Consider the following 20058-nt stretch of genomic DNA (forward strand, 5'->3'; position numbering starts at 1 on the left):
GGGCGGTGTTTCACGTGAAACACCGCCCGTCGGGGCCGACGCGAATCAGTGCGCGTCGGCAATGTGCTGGGTGCCGATCCGCTTGCGGAACACCCAGTACGTCCAGGTCTGGTACAGCAGCACCATGGGTGTGGCGATGCCGGCGCACCAGGTCATGATCTTCAGCGTGTAGGGCGTGGACGAGGCGTTGGTGACCGTGAGGTTCCACGCCTCGTCCAGCGAGGACGGCATGACGTTCGGGAAGAGCGTCAGGAACAACATCCCCACCGCTGCCACGATCGTCAGCCCCGAGAACGCGAAGGACCAGCCCTCGCGCCCCTTGGCGATGGCGCCGATCGCCGCCACCAGCGCCACCACAGCCACGATCAGCGCCATCAGGCTCCAGCGGTCACCGCTCGCGGCCTGGGTCCACACCAGGAAGCCCAGCGCGAGCACCGCCGTGGCCAGGCCCAGCTTCAGGGCCAGCGAGCGCGCCCGTATCCGGATGTCCCCGGCCGTCTTGAGCGCGGCGAACACCGCGCCGTGGAACGTGAAGAGGAAGAGCGTGACGAGCCCGCCGAGGATCGCGTACGGGTTCAGCAGGTCGAAGAACGTGCCGACGTACTCCATGTCGGCGTCGATCTTCACCCCGCGCACGATGTTGCCGAACGCCACGCCCCACAGCACCGCGGGGATCAGCGAGGTCCAGAAGATGGCGTTCTCCCAGTTGGTCTGCCACCGCTCCTCGTTCCGTTTGGCGCGGTACTCGAAGGCGACCCCACGCACGATCAGGCAGAGCAGGATGATCAGCAGAGGGAGGTAGAAGCCGGAGAACAGGGTGGCGTACCACTCGGGGAAGGCCGCGAAGGTCGCGCCGCCCGCGCTGAGCAGCCAGACCTCGTTGCCGTCCCAGACGGGCCCGATCGTGTTGATGAGGACCCGCCGCTCCTTGCGGTCGCGGGCGAGCAGCTTGGTGAGGACCCCGATGCCGAAGTCGAATCCCTCCAGGAAGAAGTAGCCGATCCAGAGGACGGCGATGAGCACGAACCAGATGTCGTGGAGTTCCATCTCTCAGCTCCTGTGCTCTCAGTACGAGAAGGCCATGGGCCGGTCGGCGTCTTCGTCGTCGTGGCCGTTGATCCGTGTGGGCGGATTGAGGTCGGACTCGGTCAGTTCCGGCGGCCCGGCCTTGATGTACTTCACGAGCAGCTTGACCTCGATGACCGCGAGCGCGGCGTAGAGGAGGGTGAAAAAGATCATCGACGTGAGGATCTCGCCCTGCGATACACCGGGGGAGACCCCGTCGCGGGTCTGGAGCACTCCGTAGACCACCCACGGCTGGCGGCCCATCTCGGTGAAGATCCAGCCCCAGGAGTTGGCGATGAGCGGGAAGAGCAGGGTCCAGAGCGCGGTGAGCCAGTAGAGCTTGGTGAACTTCGGGCTGAGCGCCTTGTTCCGGAAGAGGACCAGGTTCGGGACCTCGTCCTCGCCGGTCCGCATCGCCGGTGGCAGCAGGAACTTCCTCCGGGTCAGCCAGAGCCCCAGGATGCCGAGGCCGAAGGAGGCCATCCCGAAGCCGATCATCCAGCGGAAGCTCCAGAACGCGACCGGGATGTTGGGCCGGTAGTCGCCGGGGCCGTACTTCTCCTCCTGGGCCTTGTTGATGTCGTTGATACCGGGGACGTAGGAGTTCGGGTCGTTGTCGGCGAGGAAGGAGAGCACTCCGGGGAGCGAGATCTCGACGGAGTTGTGGCCCTCGCTGACATCCCCGTACGCGAAGATCGAGAACGGCGCGCCCCTCTGCCCGTCCCACAGAGCCTCGGCGGCGGCCATCTTCATCGGCTGCTGGCGGAACATCACCTTGGCCAGCGAGTCGCCGCTGACGGCGGTGAGCAGTCCGGCGATGACGACCGTGACGAGCCCCAGACGCAGCGAGGTCCGCATCACCGGGATGTGCTTCTTGCGCGCCAGGTGGAAGGCGGCGATCCCGACCATGAAGGCCCCGCCGACCAGGAAGGCCGCCGTGATGGTGTGGAAGAACTGGGTCACCGCGGTGTCCTGGGTGAGCACCTTCCAGAAGTCGGTGAGCTCGGCGCGGCCGCGCTCCTCGTTGATGCGGTAGCCGACCGGGTGCTGCATCCAGGAGTTGGCCGCCAGGATGAAGTAGGCGGAGAGGATCGTGCCGAGCGAGACCATCCACATGCAGGCGAGGTGGATTTTCTTGGGCAGCCGGTCCCAGCCGAAGATCCACAGTCCGATGAAGGTGGACTCGAAGAAGAAGGCGATCAGCGCCTCGAAGGCGAGCGGAGCGCCGAAGACATCGCCGACGAAGCGCGAGTAGTCCGACCAGTTCATACCGAACTGGAACTCCTGGACGATGCCCGTCACGACGCCCATGGCGATGTTGATCAGGAACAGCTTGCCCCAGAACTTGGTCGCCCTGAGGTACTTCTCGTTGTTCGTCCGCACCCAGGCGGTCTGCAGGCCGGCGGTGAGCGCGGCGAGCGAGATCGTCAGCGGAACGAAGAGGAAGTGGTAGACGGTGGTGATGCCGAACTGCCAGCGCGCCAGGGTCTCCGGCGCCAGAGCGAGGTCCACGTCGTCTTTCTCCTTACGTCGCCGTGGTGACACCACGTCGCCGTGGCCACACCGGGCACTCCGCCCCTTTAATCCCACTGATCACGGGACCAAACGGGGCACGCTTGTGAACGCGTTCACATTCACAAGCAATTATGGCGCACACACTTTCGAGCCGTTCGCCGGGGGTACCCCTTTCCGGCCGGAGGTGCCTCCGGCCGGAGCGCAGAAGGCCCCGGACCTCGTCGATCGAGGTCCGGGGCCACCGGCCGTTAAGGCGCCGAGGCGCCGGGTTGCTACAGCTCCGAGCGGAACGCCTCCGCCGCCTTCAGAAAGAGGTCGTTGCCCTCGCTCTCCCCGATCGAGACCCGCACGCCCTCGCCCTTGAACGGTCGCACCACCACACCGGCCCGCTCACAGGCGGCGGCGAAGTCGAGGGTCCGCTCGCCCAGCCGCAACCAGACGAAGTTGGCGTGCGACTCCGGAACGGTCCAGCCCTGCCGCACCAGCTCCTCGCTCACCCGGCTCCGCTCGGAGACCAGCGAGCCCACCCGGCCGAGCAGCTCGTCCTCGGCGCGCAGCGAGGCGACCGCCGCATCCTGGGCGAGCTGGCTGACGCCGAAGGGGACGGCGGTCTTGCGCAGCGCCGCGGCCACCGGCTCGTGGGCGACGGCGAACCCGACCCGCAGCCCCGCGAGGCCGTACGCCTTCGAGAAGGTCCGCAGAACCGCCACATTGGGCCGGTCCCGGTAGATCTCGATGCCGTCGGGCACGTCGGCGTCGCGGATGAACTCCTTGTACGCCTCGTCGAGCACCACCAGCACATCGCTCGGCACCCGGTCCAGGAACCGCTCCAGCTCGGCCCGGCGCACCACGGTCCCGGTGGGGTTGTTGGGGTTGCAGACGAAGATCAGCCGGGTCCGGTCGGTGATCGCCGCGGCCATCGCGTCGAGGTCGTGCACCTCACCCGTGGTCAGCGGAACCCTCACCGAGGTCGCGCCGCTCACCTGCGTGATGATCGGGTAGGCCTCGAAGGACCGCCAGGCGTAGATGACCTCGTCCCCCGGACCCGAGGTGGCCTGGAGCAGCTGCTGGGCCACCCCGACCGATCCGGTGCCGGTGGCGAGGTGCGAGAGCGGCACACCGAACCGTTCGGACAGCTCGTTCATCAGCCCGGTGCACGCCATGTCCGGGTAGCGGTTGAAGCTGCCCGCCGCGGCGAGCGCCGACTCCAGGACGCCCGGCAGCGGCGGGTAGGGGTTCTCGTTGGAGGACAGCTTGTACGCGACCGGTCCGCCGGCCGCCGCAGGCTTGCCCGGCACATAGGCAGGAACGCCGTCCAGCTCGGCACGCAGCTTGGGGCTCGTCTCGCTCACCGCAGGTCCTCCTCGACCGTCGTACACATCAATACTGCTCACCTTATGAGGATTGGGCGCCGCTGCGAATGGCCCGGGCGCGGAATCTCCCGCAGTGCCAGGAATGGTCCGCACGGTGGGGCCTCGCAGGGGGGAGCGTTTCCGGTTCTGGCGCGCGCCGGTGTCTCACGCCGTGGCGCGCGTCCCTCGAAGTGGTGAGTTGAGACCTCTTCGAGACATCGGCCATTCAGCAGGCCGGCGGCCATCAGCACCTGACACGCTGAAGCCCAGACCAGCAACAGCCTCTCTTTGCGAGGCATTTGACACTCAACGATCATGCAGAAACGTGCCTGCCGATGGGTGCATATGCGACCGGACCGACCGCCCCCGGGAGCCCTACTATCGGCTCGCCATGACAGCAGCAGGGAAGCACCAGGTGAGCCGGACGGAGACCCCCCGGCGCAGCGGCCGGCCAGGACGGGCGGGGATCCGCGACGTAGCCGCTGCGGCCGGAGTCTCGATCACGACCGTCTCCGACGCGCTCAACGGCAAGGGCAGGCTCCCGGACGCCACCCGCAGCCATGTCCGCGAGGTCGCAGAGCGCTTGGGCTACCGCCCCTCCGCAGCGGCCCGAACCCTCCGTACGGGCAAGTCGGGGCTGATCGGCCTGACCGTGACCACGTACGGGGATGAACCTTTCACCTTCACCGAATTCGCGTACTTCGCGGAGATGGCGAGAGCCGCGACCTCGGCGGCGCTCGCCCGGGGCTACGCCCTCGTCATCCTCCCCGCCACCTCCCGGCACGACGTCTGGTCGAACGTCGCGCTCGACGGGACCGTCGTCATCGACCCCTCCGACCAGGATCCGGTCGTCACCGAACTCGTCCGCCAGGGGCTGCCCGTCGTCTCGGACGGTCGCCCGGCCGGGACACTCCCCGTCACCGCCTGGGTCGACAACGACCACCGGGCCGCCGTGCTCGACCTCCTCGACCATCTCGCCGCCGCCGGAGCCCGCCGCATCGGCCTGCTGACCGGCACCACCACCGACACGTACACCCGGCTCTCCACCACCGCCTATCTCCACTGGTGCGAGCGGGTCGGCCAGGATCCCGTCTACGAGTCCTACCCGGCGCACGACCCCTGCGCGGGCGCGGTCGCCGCCGACCGCCTGCTCGCCCGCCCGGACCGCCCCGACGCGGTCTACGGGCTCTTCGACCCCAACGGGACCGATCTCCTCGCGGCCGCCCGCCGCTACGGCCTGCGGGTCCCCGAGGACCTGCTGCTGGTCTGCTGCAGCGAGTCCACCGTGTACGCGGCCACCGAGCCGCCCATCACGACGCTCTCGCTGAAGCCCCGACGCATCGGCACGGCCGTCGTCCAACTCCTCATCGACGCCATCGAAGGCGTGGAGCACGACGGGCCGGTGGAACAGGTGATACCGACGGAGCTCATCGTCCGGACCTCCTCGCAACGCCGTCCGCCGCGCACCACGGTCAGCGCGCCACGCTCCCCGAGCAGGGACTGATCGTCTCTTTTCGGACCAATCGGCCGGTGAATCGTACGTGCGCCCGGATTCACCACCCCTGGTGCGTCACACAGATCGATCCGCATTCCTATGATGGGCGCACGACACCGCGGACCACCTCTACCAGGCAGGGCCCGTCAGGTGTACGGCGGCGCGACGGTGGTGGAGGGGTCGATGACTCAGGGGGCCGGTCAGGAACCCGTGGTGCGGACGGCGACGTTGCGTGACTTCAGAGTTCCGCCGTACGCGCAGACACCCGTACCACCGCAGACGCCCGGTGCGGCGCCGCACCCGCCCGTGCTCCCGCACGCGCCGGCGCCGCCCGCCCCGGTACCGCACGCCTCCACGCCCCTGCACGCGCCGGCGCCGCCCCACCTGCCGCACCCCGGCAACGCGAACGTCGGCGACGAGCCCCCGGAGGGGTACACCCCCACCGAGCGCGACCTGCCCGTCATCAACCGCGGCGACACCGTCCAGGTTCAGGCCGTCCCCGAACCCCGCCCCGTCACCGTGGAGGGGCGCGGCCCGCTCTTCGTCGTCGGCGACGTCCACGGCTACCTGGACGAGCTGGTGGCCGCCCTCGCCGCCCAGGACCTCATCGACGCCGACGGCAACTGGGCCGCGGGCAACGCCCGGCTCTGGTTCCTGGGCGACTTCACCGACCGCGGACCCGACGGCATCGGGGTCATCGACCTCGTCATGCGGCTCTCCGCGGAGGCGGCCGCCGCGGGCGGTTACTGCAAGGCCCTGATGGGCAATCACGAGCTCCTTCTCATCGGCGCCAAGCGGTTCTCCGACACTCCCGTCAACTCCGGTGCGGGCACCGCCACCTTCCAGGCCGCCTGGCTGCTCAACGGCGGCCAGAGGAGCGACATGGACCGCCTCCAGGACGTACACCTGCAGTGGATGTCCCGGCTCGACGCGGTCGTCGAGGAGGACGGGCATCTGCTGATGCACTCCGACACGACGGCCTACCTCGATTACGGCTCCACCATCGAGGACGTCAACGACACCATCACGGCCATTCTCACGCGCAACGACGCCGACGAGTGCTGGGACCTCTTCCGCAAGCTCACCAAGCGCTTCGCCTTCCGCGACGAGGGCGGCGCCGAAGCGGTGCGCGAGCTCCTGACGACGTACGGCGGACAGCGCGTCGTCCATGGTCACAGCCCCATTCCGTACCTCCTCGGCGAGGTCGGCACGGAGGACGGCGAGAACGGTTCGGGGCCGGTGGTGAACGGCCCGCACGTCTACGCCGACGGGCTCGCCATCGCCATGGACGGCGGAGTGACCATGGCCGGAAAGCTACTGGTCGTCCAACTTCCCCTGCATGACTGACCTTCGGCGGGAAAGACGCTTCTGGATCGGACCGCACCGATCATCGGGCCTATTTCCGGAAACACCCTGTCACCCCGTGCCGTGAGCGCTCTACCATCGGCTCATCAGTAGCAGGCTCTCCTCCGTTTCCGCCCGATCGCCCGGTCAACGCGGGCTGCCGGGCCCGACGGAGCATCGGGGGATGCAGATGACAAGCGCTCCGCACCTGCAGGCCGAGGACCGTCCCGAGTACGCCCGGATCCTGGGCGACGCGCTGCGGCACGCCCATGAACGCCCGGACCTGGAAGGCGTCGGTGACCGGCTCAACACCGAACAGCTGCGCACGATGGCGCTCAACGCCACCGCACTGATCACCGCGGCAGCGGCCACCGAGTACGAGCACTACGTGAAGGCCCGTGCCGAGCTGCGCACGGCGAGCGCCACCGTCCCGGAGGGCGAGCAGTACGCGGACACCTCATCGGCGGCCGGTCCGGGCGCCGGCATAGGAGCGGTCCTCACGGTCCTGACGCCGATCCTGGCGGGCACCGCCGCCGCCATCTTTCTGCTCGTCGGCTATCTGCTGAGGGCGGTGAGCCCGTCGGTCGCCTTCGGTACCACCATGATCGCGGCCGGGTGGATCTTCGCGGCCGTCGCCGCCGCCGCCATCCTGGTCGCCGCCGTGGGGCTGCTCGTCACCGCCCTGCGCAACGGGTCCACCTCGCGGGCCGCCGAGGACGAGGAGGACGAGCTGCCGGAGGAGGTCGCCCGGGCCAGGGAAGCCTGGCGTCACGCCCTGCTGGAGCGCGGAATCCTGCCGTTCCTGCGGGACGCCCTGGCCGACCCGAGCGCGGGCCCCGCCGCACGGACCCCGCACCGCTCGCCCAACCGCATCCCGAAGGTCGGCTACAGCCGGCCGGACTTCTCCGGCCCTGAGGACGGCCCGTCGGCCGGGCCCCGGCCTACGTTCACGAGCCCCGACTTCACCAGCCCGGACTTCGGCGGCCCGGACCACCGGCCGGAGTAGGGCCCGAGGGTTCCGCACAGGGCACGCCGGTTCCGGAAACGCCACAGGCCGGGGCGGCGAGTGCCGCGCCCGGCCTGTGCGGTGCTCCGGCTCTGCCGGAGCGGTGGATCAGCCCAACTGCGGGGCGAGCTTCGGGTTGGTGCCGTACTGGTTCGGCTCCTGCTTGCCCTCGGAGGCGAGGAAGACGATCAGGATGATGAAGCCGACCAGCGGGATCAGCGCGATCAGGAGCCACCAGCCGGAGCGGCTGGTGTCGTGCAGGCGGCGCACACCGACCGCGAGCGACGGGATGAAGACCGCGAGGAGGTAGATGTAGTACGGCACCTGCGTACCGATCGCACCACCGACGACCGAAAGGACGAGGCCGATGACGAAGTTGAAGAGCGCGAACATCCAGTACTCCTTGCGGCGCGCGCGACCGCTGAAGCCTGCGTAGTTCTTGAGTACGTCGACGTACCAGTTCACTGTGATTCCCTCCCCGGGCCCCCGTGCGAGGGCCGCCAAATTTCAGCCAAGCAAGCCGGAAAGTAAGCCACAGATAAGGAACAGGTCAAGCCCAGTTGACGCAACCGCGAAACGTACATCCACCTGCCACACGACTGTGTCCATACTGTCGCCTGACAACGGGACCTACCAGGCCCAATGCTCCTGAAGGGCACAAGGCGCGCATAAGGTACGGGCGCTGGCGTCACGTCACCGAGCCCGCACCTGCACAGAGACCGCCCCCGGCACCGCGATCCGGTGCCGGGGGCGGGTGGTGAAGGGGGCGTTCTAGTCGGCGATGGGCAGGTAGACCCGGTTGCCGGCCGCCGCAAACTCCTTCGACTTCTCGGCCATGCCCTCCTCGATCTCCTCCTGCGAACCGCCGTGCTGCCGGCGGATGTCCTGGGAGATCTTCATCGAGCAGAACTTCGGCCCGCACATGGAACAGAAGTGCGCCGTCTTCGCCGGCTCGGCGGGCAGCGTCTCGTCGTGGAACTCCCGGGCCGTGTCCGGGTCGAGGGCCAGGTTGAACTGGTCCTCCCACCGGAATTCGAACCGCGCGTCGGAGAGCGCGTCGTCCCACTCCTGCGCGCCTGGGTGCCCCTTGGCGAGGTCGGCCGCGTGGGCAGCGATCTTGTAAGTGATCACGCCCGTCTTCACGTCGTCCCGGTTGGGCAGCCCCAGGTGCTCCTTGGGCGTGACGTAACAGAGCATCGCGGTGCCCCACCAGGCGATCATCGCGGCGCCGATGCCCGAGGTGATGTGGTCGTAGGCGGGCGCGACGTCCGTGGTGAGTGGGCCGAGCGTGTAGAACGGCGCCTCCTCGCAGATCTCCTGCTGGAGGTCGATGTTCTCCTTGATCTTGTGCATCGGGACGTGCCCGGGGCCCTCGATCATCGTCTGGACGCCGAACCGCTTGGCGATGGTGTTCAGTTCGCCCAGCGTGCGCAGCTCGGCGAACTGCGCCTCGTCGTTGGCGTCCGCGATCGAACCGGGGCGCAGCCCGTCACCGAGCGAGTAGGTGACGTCGTACGTCGCGAGGATCTCGCAGAGCTCCTCGAAGTGTTCGTAGAGGAACGACTCCTTGTGGTGCGCCAGGCACCACGCCGCCATGATCGAGCCGCCGCGCGAGACGATGCCGGTCTTTCGGCGGGCCGTCAGCGGGACGTACGGCAGGCGCACTCCGGCGTGAACCGTCATGTAGTCCACGCCCTGCTCGGCCTGCTCGATGACCGTGTCCTTGTAGATCTCCCAGGTCAGCTCCTCGGCCCGGCCGTCGACCTTCTCCAGGGCCTGGTAGAGCGGGACGGTGCCGATGGGCACGGGGGAGTTACGCAGCACCCACTCGCGGGTCGTGTGGATGTTGCGGCCGGTGGACAGGTCCATGACCGTGTCGGCGCCCCACTTGGTCGCCCAGGTCATCTTGTCCACCTCCTCCTCGATGGAGGAGGTGACGGCCGAGTTGCCGATGTTGGCGTTGACCTTCACCAGGAACCGCTTGCCGATGATCATCGGCTCGATCTCGGGATGGTTGACGTTGGCCGGCAACACGGCCCGGCCCGCCGCGATCTCCTCGCGGACGACCTCGGCCTCGACGTTCTCCCGTATCGCGACGTACTCCATCTCCGGGGTGATCTCCCCGCGCCGGGCGTACGCGAGCTGGGTGACGGGTCGTCCGTCGCGGCTGCGGCGCGGCTGGCGCGGGCGGCCGGGGAAGACGGCGTCGAGGTTACGCAGCCCGCCGCGCGGCGAGGTGTGCTTGAGCCCGTCGTCCTCGGGACGGACCGGGCGACCCGCGTACTCCTCGGTGTCGCCGCGCGCGATGATCCAGTTTTCCCGCAGGGGCGCGAGGCCCCGGCGGACATCGGTGTCGATTCCGGGATCGGTGTACGGCCCCGACGTGTCGTACAGCGTCACGTCCTTGCCGTTGGTGAGATGCACCTGCCGGACCGGCACCCGGAGGTCCTGGCGTGAGCCCTGGACGTACCCCTTGTGCCAGCCGATGGACTTTCCGGCCTCGTCGTTCGGCGCCCCGACCGGCGTCGTGCCGTCCGGCGTTCCGTCGTTCTGTTTCGAGGCAGGCGTGCGTGCGTCCGCTGTGGTCATGAGACCTACTCCCTACGCCGGCATTACCCGGTAACAGGTTCGGCGGTCGGCGCAGCGTGCCCCGTACGGATGTACGGCGGTCAGCGCCCTCTCAGCCCGGTGCTCCGAGCTCCCGCGTGTGCAAAGGTGCCTCCACGCTAGCGTCCTTTCCGGCGAGCTGACCAGAGGGCCCTCCTGTTCTTGCGATGATCGCCCCGTGACCTCCCCCCAAAGCGACCCCGCGCCCCAGCCGCCTCAGCCGCCCCAGGGCCACTCCCACGGCCACACGCACAGCCACGGACCCGCCGCCCCCGTCTCCAAACACCTGCGCAAGGTCATCGCCGCCGTGGTGATCCCGTTCGCCACGGCGGTCGTCGTCGGCCTGATCGCGTTCTGGCCCGGTGGCGTTCCCGACCACGAGCGCACCGGCGTCGGTTTCGACCGGCAGACCCAGGACGGCAAGGTCGTCCAGGTCGTCAAGGTCGACTGCGCCGACGTCAACGCCGCGCAGGTCCCCCCCACCGGTGACACCTCGACGCCCTCCGGCCGCGAGGCAGTCGCCGAGCAGGAGGGGGAGTGTGCGAAGGCCACCGTCGAGGTGACCAGCGGCGACGACAAGGGCCGTAAGTTCGTCGAGGTGGTCCAGCCGGACGCGCCCCGCCAACTGCGCGAGGGCCAGGGCGTGGTCGTGGCGTACGCCCCCGACGCGCCCCGCGACCTCCAGTACAGCGTCACCGATGTGAACCGGAAGATCCCGATGACGCTGCTGGCCGCGATCTTCGCGCTGGCGGTGATCGCGGTGGGCCGGCTGCGCGGGGTGATGGCGCTGGTGGCGCTGGCCGTCTCGTTCGCCGTACTGACCCTGTTCATCCTGCCGGCGATCCTGCAGGGTTCGAATCCGCTGGTGGTGGCGGTGATCGGCGCCAGTGCCATCATGCTGGCGGCGCTCTACATGTGCCACGGGGTGACGGCCCGTACGTCTGTCGCGGTCGTCGGCACGCTGATCTCGCTGCTACTGATCGGGCTCCTCGGCTCCCTGTTCATCGGCTGGGCGGACCTGAGCGGCAACACCGACGACAACACCGGGCTGATCCACGGTCTTTATCCGGACATCGACATGAGTGGTCTCCTGCTGGCCGGTGTCATCATCGGATCGCTCGGGGTGCTCGACGATGTGACGGTCACCCAGACCTCCGCCGTCTGGGAGCTGCACCAGGCGGACCCGCGGATGGGTTGGCGCGGGCTGTACCGGGCAGGTATCCGCATCGGACGGGACCACATCGCCTCGGTCGTGAACACCCTGGTGCTGGCGTACGCGGGCGCGGCGCTGCCGTTGCTGCTGCTCTTCTCCATCGCCCAGAGCAGCGTGGGGACGGTGGCCAACAGCGAGCTGGTCGCCGAGGAGATCGTCCGGACGCTGGTCGGTTCGATCGGTCTGGTCGCCTCGGTGCCGGTGACGACGGTGCTCGCCGCGCTGGTGGTCTCCGCGGACCGCCCGGGCGCCGACACCTCCTCGTCCACGGCCGCCGCCCCCGCACGGACCGGCAGGGGCCGCCGCCGTAAGCCGTGAGAGGCGCGAGGCGGGCAGGTACGGGCCGCTCAGCCCGCGTTCTGCTCCTCGGCGAGGATGCGGCCGAGCGCCTCCTCCAGATTCCCGTCGAAGTCACCCAGCGTGTGCTCCTGACCGAGGGGCACCAGCTTGTCGGTCCGGTCGAGAAACGCCACCAACGGTGCCGTACCGGCCCGGAAGAGCGCGCGGTCCGCGCCGACCTGGAGACGGATGTGCACATCGCAGAGACCCTCGGGTTCGGTCGGCCCGATGTGCACATCGCCGTCGCCACTGGGGCTGTTGAGCCCGTCCAGCAATAGCTCGCGGCCGAATGCCCAGGTCACCGGGGCGTCGCCGGGCAGGTGGAACGTCATCCGGATGGCATAGGGATCAGCCACCTCGTACCGGAGCTCCACCGGAATACGGAACGAGAGCTCCTCGGAGACGAGGAAGCTCATCATGACCTCTGCTTGAACCGACTCGCGCATCGTTCAACCCCGCAGTAGATGAAACTGGCCAGGAATGATCCCCTATGGCCCTATTGACGCCATCGTGGTGCACGCGATAGCAGATCACAAGGAGTGATTTTTCAGATACTGATAGAGAACACGAACGAACGCAAGAGGCTCGCCACTTCGCCACGTAGCTGTTCGACTGCGGGCAGTAACCGTTCTTCCCGGTCCAGGGGTACGGAAATGGCCATCGCCGCAATGGTGGCACCGGCCGTGACGGGAATCGCGGCGCAGACGGTCCCCAGTGCGTACTCCTGGCGTTCGATGACCGGTTCACCCCGCCGCAATGTTCGCAGCCGCTCCAGAAGTGCCGCGCGATCTCGCACTGAGTAACGAGTGAGGGGCCGTACGGGGTGCCGGTCGAGGTGATCCTCGCGGTCTTTCTCGTCGAGCTGGCCGAGAAGGCACTGTCCGATCGCATGCGCGTGGCCGGTCTCGCGGAAGGAGGCCCACTCGTCGACCGCCGGAGCCTCGGGGGCGTCCGCAACCGCGATGAGCTCGATCTCGCCCTCGCGGTAGACGGCGCAGTACACCGGAACTCCGATGGCGTCCCGCCAGTGCGCGAGGGAGTCGGTGACGGTGGAGGGGCGGCGTCTCGGACCCTGGGCCGCGGCCAGGTTCTCGGCGGCCGCACCGAAGTGGAAGACGCCGTTCTCCCGGCGGAGATATCCCTCATGGGTGAGGGTGCGCAGCAGGTGGTAAGCGGTCGGCAGCGGAAGGCCCGCCTCCCGTGCGAGTTGCTTGGCGGGCGCCCCGTCCCGATGGGTGCCCACAGCCTCCAGCAGCCTCAACGCCCGCTGAACCGAACCGATCAGCGTCGGGACAGCGGTGCTCGATGCCGTGGTCAAAGGCCACCCCCAGGCATGGTGACGGGCCGTCAGCCCACCCGTGGAGGCCGCCCCCACGGGCCTGCCGCACCCACGACCGGACTGTCGTTCAAACCACTGGTCACTCGGTCGGTTCGGTGACAGAAGGTCACATTCCAGATGGCGGCAGCGTTATGTCACTGTATCGGCCCCCTCCGGCCGGAGGGGGTTTTCCTCCTGGACTTAGCTCAGCTGGGCTAATCCGCAGGCCTGTGCGTATTCCCGGTCCCGCACGGGCCTGCGGCGGCCTTCCTACCAGTCACCACGCGAGGACGAAGAGGACATGAACCTGCGTACGACGAAGACCAGGCCGCCGACCAGGACGACGAAGACCAGCGCCTTGAAGAGCAGGCTGATCACGAAGCCGATCACGCTGGCGATCAGACCACCGAACACGAAGATCGCGATGACGGGCACCGCGATCCACTTCACCCACCAGGGCATCCCCGCGTATATTTCCCGCACGGCCATCGCCATCTACCTCGTCTCTCTGGGTTCCTGCCTCGATGCTAAGGGCGCGAGAGACCCCGGCGGGGGCCTCGCAGCCCTTGAAGACCCCTGATCGAACCCTTAGGGAACCCGGGGTTCAGCCCTCCGGAGGCGAGAAGACGACCATCACGCGCAGGTCCTCGGTGATGTGGTGGAACTTGTGGGCCACTCCGGCCGGCACATAGACGACGCTCCCCCGGCCGACCTGCGTCGTCTCCGTCCCGACCGTGATCGCCGCACGACCGCTGACGACGAAGTACACCTCGTCCTGCTGGTGCGGCTGCTGCGGATCGAGTTCGCCCGCGTCCAGGGCGTACAGGCCGACGGACATGTTCCGCTCCCGCACGAACTGCAGGTAGGCGCCGTCGTTGGCGGCCCGTTCCGCCTCCAGCTCGTCCAGTCTGAATGCCTTCATGGCCCGTCCGCCCCTTGTGACCCGTGCTCCGGGTTCCGCATGTGCTGTCGGTGTCCACCACCGATCATGTCTGCCACGATCAGACACATGAAGAATTTCGTAGTCAAGACGATCGCCAACGCGGGTGCGCTGGCCGTGGCCATCTGGCTGATCGGGAACATCACGCTGGAGGGCGGCTCCACCGGCCGCAAGGTCCTCACGCTGATCCTGGTCGCGCTGATCTTCGGTGTGGTGAACTTCCTGGTCAAGCCGCTGGTCCAGCTCCTGACGTTCCCGCTGTTCATCCTGACGCTGGGGCTGATCACCCTGGTGGTCAACGCCCTGATGCTGCTGCTGACCTCCTGGCTGGCCGGCGTCTTCGATCTCAGCTTCCATGTCGAGGGCTTCTGGACCGCGGTACTCGGCGCCCTGATCATCTCGGTCGTCTCCTGGGCCCTCAACATGGTCCTGCCGGACGAGGACTGAACACGGCCTCTCCCCGGGCCGTCCGACCACTTACGGATTACGGAGCATCATGAGCACCCTGGGCGACGGAACGCGCGCGGTACGCGCCGGACTTCCCGAACCGGAGCAGTACGAACCGACCCTGCCCGGGCCGGTCTTCGCCGCGCACTTCCACCTCTCCGGCGAACCGGTGGGCCCCTATACCTACGGCCGGGACACCAACCCGACGTGGACCCACCTGGAGCGGGCCATCGGCGAGCTGGAAGCGCCCGGCGAGGACGTGAGCACCACGGTGTTCGCCTCCGGCATGGCGGCGATCACCGCCGTACTGCTCTCCCAGGTCCGCACCGGCGACACCGTGGTGCTGCCGGAGGACGGCTACCAGGCACTGCCGCTCGTACGGGAGCAGCTGACGGCCTTCGGCGTCAGGGTCCGGACCGCGCCGACCGGCGGCGACTCCCAGCTGGCGCTGCTCGATGGGGCGAAGCTGCTGTGGATCGAAAGCCCCTCCAACCCGGGCCTGGACGTCTGCGACATCCGCCGGCTCGTGGCCGCCGCGCACGAGGCTGGTGCGCTGGTAGCCGTCGACAACACCCTGGCCACCCCGATCGGCCAGCGCCCGCTGGAGCTCGGCGCGGACTTCTCGGTCGCCAGTGACACCAAGGGCATGACCGGGCACGGCGACATCCTGCTGGGCCATGTCACCTGCCGTGATCCCCGGCTGACCGCCGATGTACGGCGCTGGCGCAAGGTGGTCGGAGCGATCCCGGGCCCGATGGAGGCCTGGCTCGCCCACCGCTCGCTCGCCACCCTCCAGCTGCGCATCGACCGGCAGTGCACCACGGCTCTGGCCCTCGCCGAGGCCCTGGCCGAGCGGGCCGAGATCACCGGGCTGCGGTATCCGGGTCTGCCCGCCGACCCGTCGTACGCGATTGCCGTGCGCCAGATGCGGCGCTTCGGTTCGGTGGTGTCATTCGAGCTGGCCGACCGGGAGACGGCGGAGCGCTTCCTCGCCGCGCTGCGACTGGTCGACGACGCTACGAGTTTCGGGGGTGTACGTTCCACCGCCGAGCGCCGGGGCCGCTGGGGCGGCGACGCCGTGCCGGAAGGCTTCATCCGCTTCTCGGTCGGTGCGGAGGACCCGGAGGACCTGCTGGCGGACGTCGAGCGGGCGCTGGACGAAGCGGTCCGGTAGGCCGGAGGAGTTTCAGACGGGCCCGCGCGGGCCACTCTCTTGCCATGACCGAACGTCCTGTGGTCAAGCGCACCGCACGCGCCATCCTGCTCGACGGGGACGACCTCGTCCTCATCAAGCGCACGAAGCCGGGGGTCGATCCGTACTGGCTCACGCCCGGCGGCGGGGTCGAGCCGGAGGACGCCACCGTCGTCGACGCGCTCCACCGCGAGGTCGACGAGGAGCTCGGTGCCAAGATCGTCGATGTGGTGCCCTGCTTCGTCGACACCGTCGAGCACATCGCGGACGGCGGCGTCACCGGGGTGAAGGTCCAGCACTTCTTCGTCTGCCGGCTCGTGTCGATGGACGTCACACAACGGCACGGCCCGGAGATCGACGAGCCCTGCGGGGAGTACGAGATCGTCCGGGTGCCGTTCAGCCGGGTCGGGATCGCCGCCGTCCACCTCGTACCGCTCTCCCTGCGCCACTATCTGGACGGCAACATCGAGGGCGTACGGGCGATGCACGCACCCGACCTGAGCTGACGGGCCCGGACTCGCACGCTGCCGCGCTTCATGTTTCACGTGAAACCAGGCGAGGGCACTTCGGTTCTCGGCCAGTTCCGGGAAACCGGTGGACGGGCGATCATCACGTCGGACAGCCTGGCCCCATGCACAGCCCCTCACCTCTGCCCCTCGTCGACCTGCCCGTACGCCGCCTCACCCGGAAGGACCTGGCCTCCTGCGCCGACCTGTCCGAGGACCGGGGCTGGCCACGCGACGAGCACCGATGGGGGCTGCTGCTCTCCGCGGGTACGGGGTACGGGATCGCGGAACCCGATGGGACGGGTCTGGTCGCGGCCTGCGTGTTGACGTCGTACGGGCCCCGCCTGGCGACCGTCGGCATGCTGCTCGTCGCCGCACGCCACGCCCGCCAGGGGATCGCCCGGCGGCTCATGCGCCATGTCATGGAGGAGGCCGGGTCCACCCCGCTCGCGCTGTACGCCACACCCGAGGGGCAGCGGCTCTACGAGGAGCTCGGCTTCGCCCGCGTGGGCCGGGCCGAGCGGGTTCTCGGCCGGTTCCGGGCAGAGGAGGCCCCGTCTTCGGTCGTAGCCCGCAATTCGGCGGCGGCTCGGGATTCGACCGCGGCTCGGAATCCGGCGGTGACCATCCGTCCGGCCACCGCGGACGACCTCCAGGCGATGGTCCGCCTCGACCTGCCGGTCTTCGGTATCGACCGTACGCACATCATCGCCCGGCTCCCGGCCTTCTCCGACCGGCTCCAGGTCGCGGAGAAGAGCGGCGAGCTGACCGGCTACGCGGCCCTCTGGCCGAGCGGCGACGCCCATGTCGTCGGCCCGCTCATCGCGCGCGACACGGCCACCGCGAAGGCCCTCGTCACCGCGCTGGCCGCCACCACGGACCGGATGCTGCGGGCCGATGTCGACGTGCGCCACGAGGAGTTGCTCGGCTGGCTGGTGGAGCGCGGTCTCGAACCGGGCTCCCGTACCGCGGTGATGACGTACGGCATCGCGGGCCTCCCGGGCGACGCCACCCGCCGATTCGCCCCCCTCACCATCGCGACCGGCTGACGCCCGGCAGCCGGACCGCCGGAACGGGCGGTGAGGGCTGCCATGCGGTCCTCCAGCGGCTCGGGTCCTGATTCCGGCTGCCAGGCCTCAGACGAGGGAGTCCGCCGCAGCGGACGCGAACCCGTGGTCCTGCTCCGGCGCTCCCCCGCCGACCCCGATGGTGCCGAACAGCCGGCCGCCGCGGTGCAGAGGGATGCCAGCGGCGAAGAAGAGCAGCGGGCGGCCGTGACGAGAGCCTCGGCGTCCTGGATGGTCAGCGGAGCGACAGCGGTTGAGGCGGTGCTCATGGAACTGCTCCTGATCGTTGTGTGGGGAGGCTCTGTGGCGGATGCTCAGTGCCGGACCCGGACGGCGACCGGCGCGGGACTGTTCCCGGCGACGATCCGGCCTTCGGCTCCGGCGGTACGGCGCTCCAGCAGGCTGGAGATCACGGCCAGCACCAGGGCGGAGGCGGCGAGGACCGCGCCGACCCAGTTGGGGGCGGTGTAGCCGAGACCGGCGGCGATCACCAGGCCGCCCAGCCAGGCGGAGAGGGCGTTGCCGAGGTTGAAGGCTCCGATGTTGACCGCGGAGGCCAGGGTGGGAGCGCCCGCCGCCTGGTCGAGAACCCGCTTCTGCAGCGGGGGCACGGTCGCGAAGCCCAGGGCACCGATCAGGACGATGGTGACGGCTGCGGCGACCTTGTTGTGGGCGGTCACGGTGAACAGGCCGAGGACGAGGGCGAGCGCGCCGAGCGAGACGTACAGCATCGGCATCAGATGACGGTCGGCGAACCGTCCGCCCACCAGGTTGCCCCCCACCATGCCGAGGCCGAAGAGGACCAGCAGCCAGGTGACGGAGGAGGCCGAGTAGCCGGCGATCTCGGTCATCATCGGGGTGATGTAGGTGAGCGCGGCGAAGACTCCGCCGAAGCCCAGGACGGTCATGGCCATCGCGAGCAGGACTTGGACGTTGCGGAACGCGGCCAGCTCGTGGCGGATGCGTACGCCTTCGGACTTGGGCTGCTCAGGGACGAGCTTCGCGACTCCGATGAGCCCGATCACGCCGAGGAGCGCCACGAGGACGAACGTGGTCCGCCAGCCGGCGGACTGCCCGATGTAGGTGCCGAGCGGGACGCCGACGACATTGGCGACGGTGAGTCCGGTGAACATCATGGCGATGGCCACGGCCTTCTTCTGCGGAGCCACGAGATCGGCCGCGACCACCGAGCCGATGCCGAAGAAGGCGCCGTGCGCGAGGGAGGCGATCACCCGGCCGGTGAGCATGACGCCGAGGACGGGGGCGAGGGCGGACACGACGTTGCCCACGATGAACAGCCCCATCAGGAGCATCAGCATCCGCTTACGGGTGACCCGGGTGCCCAGCAGGGTCATCAGCGGGGCACCGAGGACGACCCCGAGCGCGTAGCCGGTCACCAGGAAGCCTGCGGTCGGGATCGAGACCTGGAAGTCCGCAGCAACCTCGGGGAGCAATCCCATGATCACGAACTCGGTCGTTCCGATCCCGAATGCCCCGATGGCCAGGGCGAGGAGCGCGAGCGGCATGGGCTTTTCACCTTCCCTGAGAATTGCGCCTGCGTCTTACGAGCGTTCACAATAATTGCAGACGCTGACTAATTGCAAGCGCGGGCTATTGCAGACGTCCCCTATCCTGGAGCCACGCAGCTCCCGCCCGGAGGAGAGACCATGACCGCGACCGACCCCGCCCTGACCGCCCTCGCCCAGAGCTGGTGCGCCCTCTCCCTGCTCCACGGGAAGATCGAGGCCCGCATCGAACGCGCCCTCCAGTCGGGCCACGGGCTCAGCGCGCGGGAGTATTCGCTGCTCGACGTGTTGAGCCGGCAGCACAGCGGCCCCGGCGGCCATCTCCAGATGAAGCAGGTCGCCGACGCCGTGGTCCTCAGCCAGAGCGCCACCACCCGGCTGGTCACGAGACTGGAGGACCGCGGGCTGTTGACCCGGTATCTGTGCGACACCGACCGGCGGGGCATCTACACCGATGTGACCGAGGCCGGTCTCGCCCTGCTGGCGGAGGCCCGTCCGACCAACGACCGCGCCCTGCGGGCGGCGCTGGACGAGGCGTCGGAGAACCCCGAGCTCGCCCCCCTGGTCCGGGCGGTCGAAGAGCTGAAGGCCCCTGCCTGAGACCTGCGGAGCGCGTACGCTGCCGATCATGAGCGATCTTGAGATACGCCCTGCCGCCGAGACCGATCTCGACGCCGTGGTGGCCATGCTGGCCGACGACCCGCTCGGCGCGCAGCGCGAGTCGCCGGACGACCTCGTCCCGTACCGCGCCGCGTTCCGACGACTGGTGGACGACCCGAACCAGCACGTCGTCGTTGCCGTCCGCGAGGACCGCGTGGTCGGGACGCTCCAGCTGACCGTGGTTCCCGGCCTGTCCCGGCGCGGCGCCACCCGCTCGATCATCGAGGGCGTCCGTATCCACGCCGACGAGCGGGGCAGCGGGCTCGGTACGCAGCTGATCCAGTGGGCGGTCGACGAATCCCGTCGCCAGGACTGCCGGTTGGTGCAGCTCACCTCGGATGTCACCCGCGAGGACGCGCACCGCTTCTACGAGCGGCTCGGATTCACGGCCAGCCACGTGGGCTTCAAGCTCACTCTCTGAGGGGCTCGCTCTCTGAGAGGCTCGCTATCTGAACGCCAACGGCCG

The 20058-nt window shown here is 68.9% G+C and carries 20 protein-coding genes, 1 pseudogene and 1 riboswitch; of the genes and pseudogenes, 10 read left to right on the forward strand and 11 right to left on the reverse strand.

Going from position 1 to position 20058, the window contains the following annotated elements; translation table 11 throughout:
• Window positions 1-45: 45 nt before the first annotated feature.
• From cydB to hisC, 3 genes are all read right to left on the reverse strand, one after another.
• The gene (cydB, locus tag ABZ154_RS14870) at window positions 46-1047 is read right to left on the reverse strand and encodes a cytochrome d ubiquinol oxidase subunit II (protein WP_356832536.1); all 1002 of its coding nucleotides are present in this window, start codon (window positions 1045-1047) and stop codon (window positions 46-48) included.
• 18 nt (window positions 1048-1065) lie between these two features.
• Window positions 1066-2577, reverse strand: coding sequence for a cytochrome ubiquinol oxidase subunit I (locus ABZ154_RS14875; RefSeq protein WP_356832538.1), 1512 nt, complete (start codon window positions 2575-2577; stop codon window positions 1066-1068).
• Window positions 2578-2852: 275 nt separating this feature from the next.
• On the reverse strand, window positions 2853-3932 hold the full coding sequence (gene hisC / locus ABZ154_RS14880; RefSeq protein ID WP_356832540.1) for a histidinol-phosphate transaminase: 1080 nt from the start codon (window positions 3930-3932) through the stop codon (window positions 2853-2855).
• Between the two features lie 391 nt (window positions 3933-4323).
• On the opposite strand from hisC, the gene ABZ154_RS14885 reads away from it, so the two are divergent.
• The 3 genes from ABZ154_RS14885 (at window position 4324) to ABZ154_RS14895 (ending at window position 7777) form a co-directional block, all read left to right on the forward strand.
• Window positions 4324-5436 (forward strand): LacI family DNA-binding transcriptional regulator, encoded by a 1113-nt coding sequence (locus tag ABZ154_RS14885; RefSeq protein ID WP_076967683.1) that lies wholly within the window; start codon window positions 4324-4326, stop codon window positions 5434-5436.
• A gap of 174 nt (window positions 5437-5610) precedes the next feature.
• A complete protein-coding gene (locus ABZ154_RS14890) occupies window positions 5611-6774 on the forward strand; it encodes a metallophosphoesterase (RefSeq protein ID WP_356832543.1) in 1164 nt (387 codons plus the stop codon).
• Between the two features lie 181 nt (window positions 6775-6955).
• A complete protein-coding gene (locus tag ABZ154_RS14895) occupies window positions 6956-7777 on the forward strand; it encodes a hypothetical protein (RefSeq protein WP_356832545.1) in 822 nt (273 codons plus the stop codon).
• A 108-nt stretch (window positions 7778-7885) separates the two neighbouring features.
• Here ABZ154_RS14895 and ABZ154_RS14900 read toward each other — a convergent pair whose 3' ends face one another.
• Both ABZ154_RS14900 and thiC read right to left on the reverse strand, forming a co-directional pair.
• Entirely contained in the window at window positions 7886-8242 is a 357-nt protein-coding gene (locus ABZ154_RS14900) for a DUF805 domain-containing protein (protein WP_356832547.1), read from the reverse strand.
• Window positions 8243-8548: 306 nt separating this feature from the next.
• A complete protein-coding gene (thiC, locus tag ABZ154_RS14905) occupies window positions 8549-10366 on the reverse strand; it encodes a phosphomethylpyrimidine synthase ThiC (protein WP_356832549.1) in 1818 nt (605 codons plus the stop codon).
• Window positions 10359-10492: riboswitch (TPP riboswitch) on the reverse strand. Its footprint overlaps the gene before it by 8 nt.
• Before the next feature lie 70 nt (window positions 10493-10562).
• On the opposite strand from thiC, the gene ABZ154_RS14910 reads away from it, so the two are divergent.
• On the forward strand, window positions 10563-11915 hold the full coding sequence (locus tag ABZ154_RS14910; RefSeq protein ID WP_356832551.1) for a YibE/F family protein: 1353 nt from the start codon (window positions 10563-10565) through the stop codon (window positions 11913-11915).
• A gap of 29 nt (window positions 11916-11944) precedes the next feature.
• Here ABZ154_RS14910 and ABZ154_RS14915 read toward each other — a convergent pair whose 3' ends face one another.
• The 4 genes from ABZ154_RS14915 to ABZ154_RS14930 all read right to left on the reverse strand — a co-directional run bounded on the left by ABZ154_RS14915 (window position 11945) and on the right by ABZ154_RS14930 (window position 14176).
• Window positions 11945-12382: an SsgA family sporulation/cell division regulator gene (locus ABZ154_RS14915; protein WP_026241793.1), complete on the reverse strand. Its 438-nt coding sequence runs from the start codon at window positions 12380-12382 to the stop codon at window positions 11945-11947.
• Window positions 12383-12483: 101 nt separating this feature from the next.
• Window positions 12484-13254, reverse strand: coding sequence for a helix-turn-helix domain-containing protein (locus ABZ154_RS14920; protein WP_356832596.1), 771 nt, complete (start codon window positions 13252-13254; stop codon window positions 12484-12486).
• 270 nt (window positions 13255-13524) lie between these two features.
• Window positions 13525-13737 (reverse strand): DUF5326 family protein, encoded by a 213-nt coding sequence (locus ABZ154_RS14925; protein ID WP_356832598.1) that lies wholly within the window; start codon window positions 13735-13737, stop codon window positions 13525-13527.
• 121 nt (window positions 13738-13858) lie between these two features.
• Window positions 13859-14176: a cupin domain-containing protein gene (locus ABZ154_RS14930; RefSeq protein ID WP_356832554.1), complete on the reverse strand. Its 318-nt coding sequence runs from the start codon at window positions 14174-14176 to the stop codon at window positions 13859-13861.
• An 87-nt stretch (window positions 14177-14263) separates the two neighbouring features.
• On the opposite strand from ABZ154_RS14930, the gene ABZ154_RS14935 reads away from it, so the two are divergent.
• The 4 genes from ABZ154_RS14935 to ABZ154_RS14950 all read left to right on the forward strand — a co-directional run bounded on the left by ABZ154_RS14935 (window position 14264) and on the right by ABZ154_RS14950 (window position 17388).
• The gene (locus ABZ154_RS14935; RefSeq protein WP_356832556.1) at window positions 14264-14641 is read left to right on the forward strand and encodes a phage holin family protein; all 378 of its coding nucleotides are present in this window, start codon (window positions 14264-14266) and stop codon (window positions 14639-14641) included.
• A gap of 49 nt (window positions 14642-14690) precedes the next feature.
• Window positions 14691-15815, forward strand: a complete 1125-nt coding sequence (locus tag ABZ154_RS14940) for a cystathionine gamma-lyase (protein ID WP_356832558.1) — start codon at window positions 14691-14693, stop codon at window positions 15813-15815.
• Window positions 15816-15859: 44 nt separating this feature from the next.
• Window positions 15860-16339 (forward strand): NUDIX hydrolase, encoded by a 480-nt coding sequence (locus tag ABZ154_RS14945; RefSeq protein ID WP_356832560.1) that lies wholly within the window; start codon window positions 15860-15862, stop codon window positions 16337-16339.
• A 125-nt stretch (window positions 16340-16464) separates the two neighbouring features.
• The gene (locus ABZ154_RS14950) at window positions 16465-17388 is read left to right on the forward strand and encodes a GNAT family N-acetyltransferase (RefSeq protein ID WP_356832562.1); all 924 of its coding nucleotides are present in this window, start codon (window positions 16465-16467) and stop codon (window positions 17386-17388) included.
• 87 nt (window positions 17389-17475) lie between these two features.
• Here ABZ154_RS14950 and ABZ154_RS14955 read toward each other — a convergent pair.
• Both ABZ154_RS14955 and ABZ154_RS14960 read right to left on the reverse strand, forming a co-directional pair.
• A pseudogene (locus ABZ154_RS14955) lies at window positions 17476-17610 on the reverse strand (heme-binding protein); the annotation flags it as partial.
• 110 nt (window positions 17611-17720) lie between these two features.
• Entirely contained in the window at window positions 17721-18932 is a 1212-nt protein-coding gene (locus tag ABZ154_RS14960; RefSeq protein WP_356832564.1) for an MFS transporter, read from the reverse strand.
• Window positions 18933-19073: 141 nt separating this feature from the next.
• On the opposite strand from ABZ154_RS14960, the gene ABZ154_RS14965 reads away from it, so the two are divergent.
• On the forward strand, window positions 19074-19532 hold the full coding sequence (locus ABZ154_RS14965; protein WP_356832566.1) for a MarR family transcriptional regulator: 459 nt from the start codon (window positions 19074-19076) through the stop codon (window positions 19530-19532).
• Window positions 19533-19560: 28 nt separating this feature from the next.
• The gene (locus ABZ154_RS14970) at window positions 19561-20013 is read left to right on the forward strand and encodes a GNAT family N-acetyltransferase (protein WP_356832568.1); all 453 of its coding nucleotides are present in this window, start codon (window positions 19561-19563) and stop codon (window positions 20011-20013) included.
• Window positions 20014-20058 lie beyond the last annotated feature (45 nt).

Origin of the sequence: Streptomyces sp. NPDC006261, from assembly GCF_040613515.1 — a bacterium.
Lineage (GTDB): Bacteria > Actinomycetota > Actinomycetes > Streptomycetales > Streptomycetaceae > Streptomyces.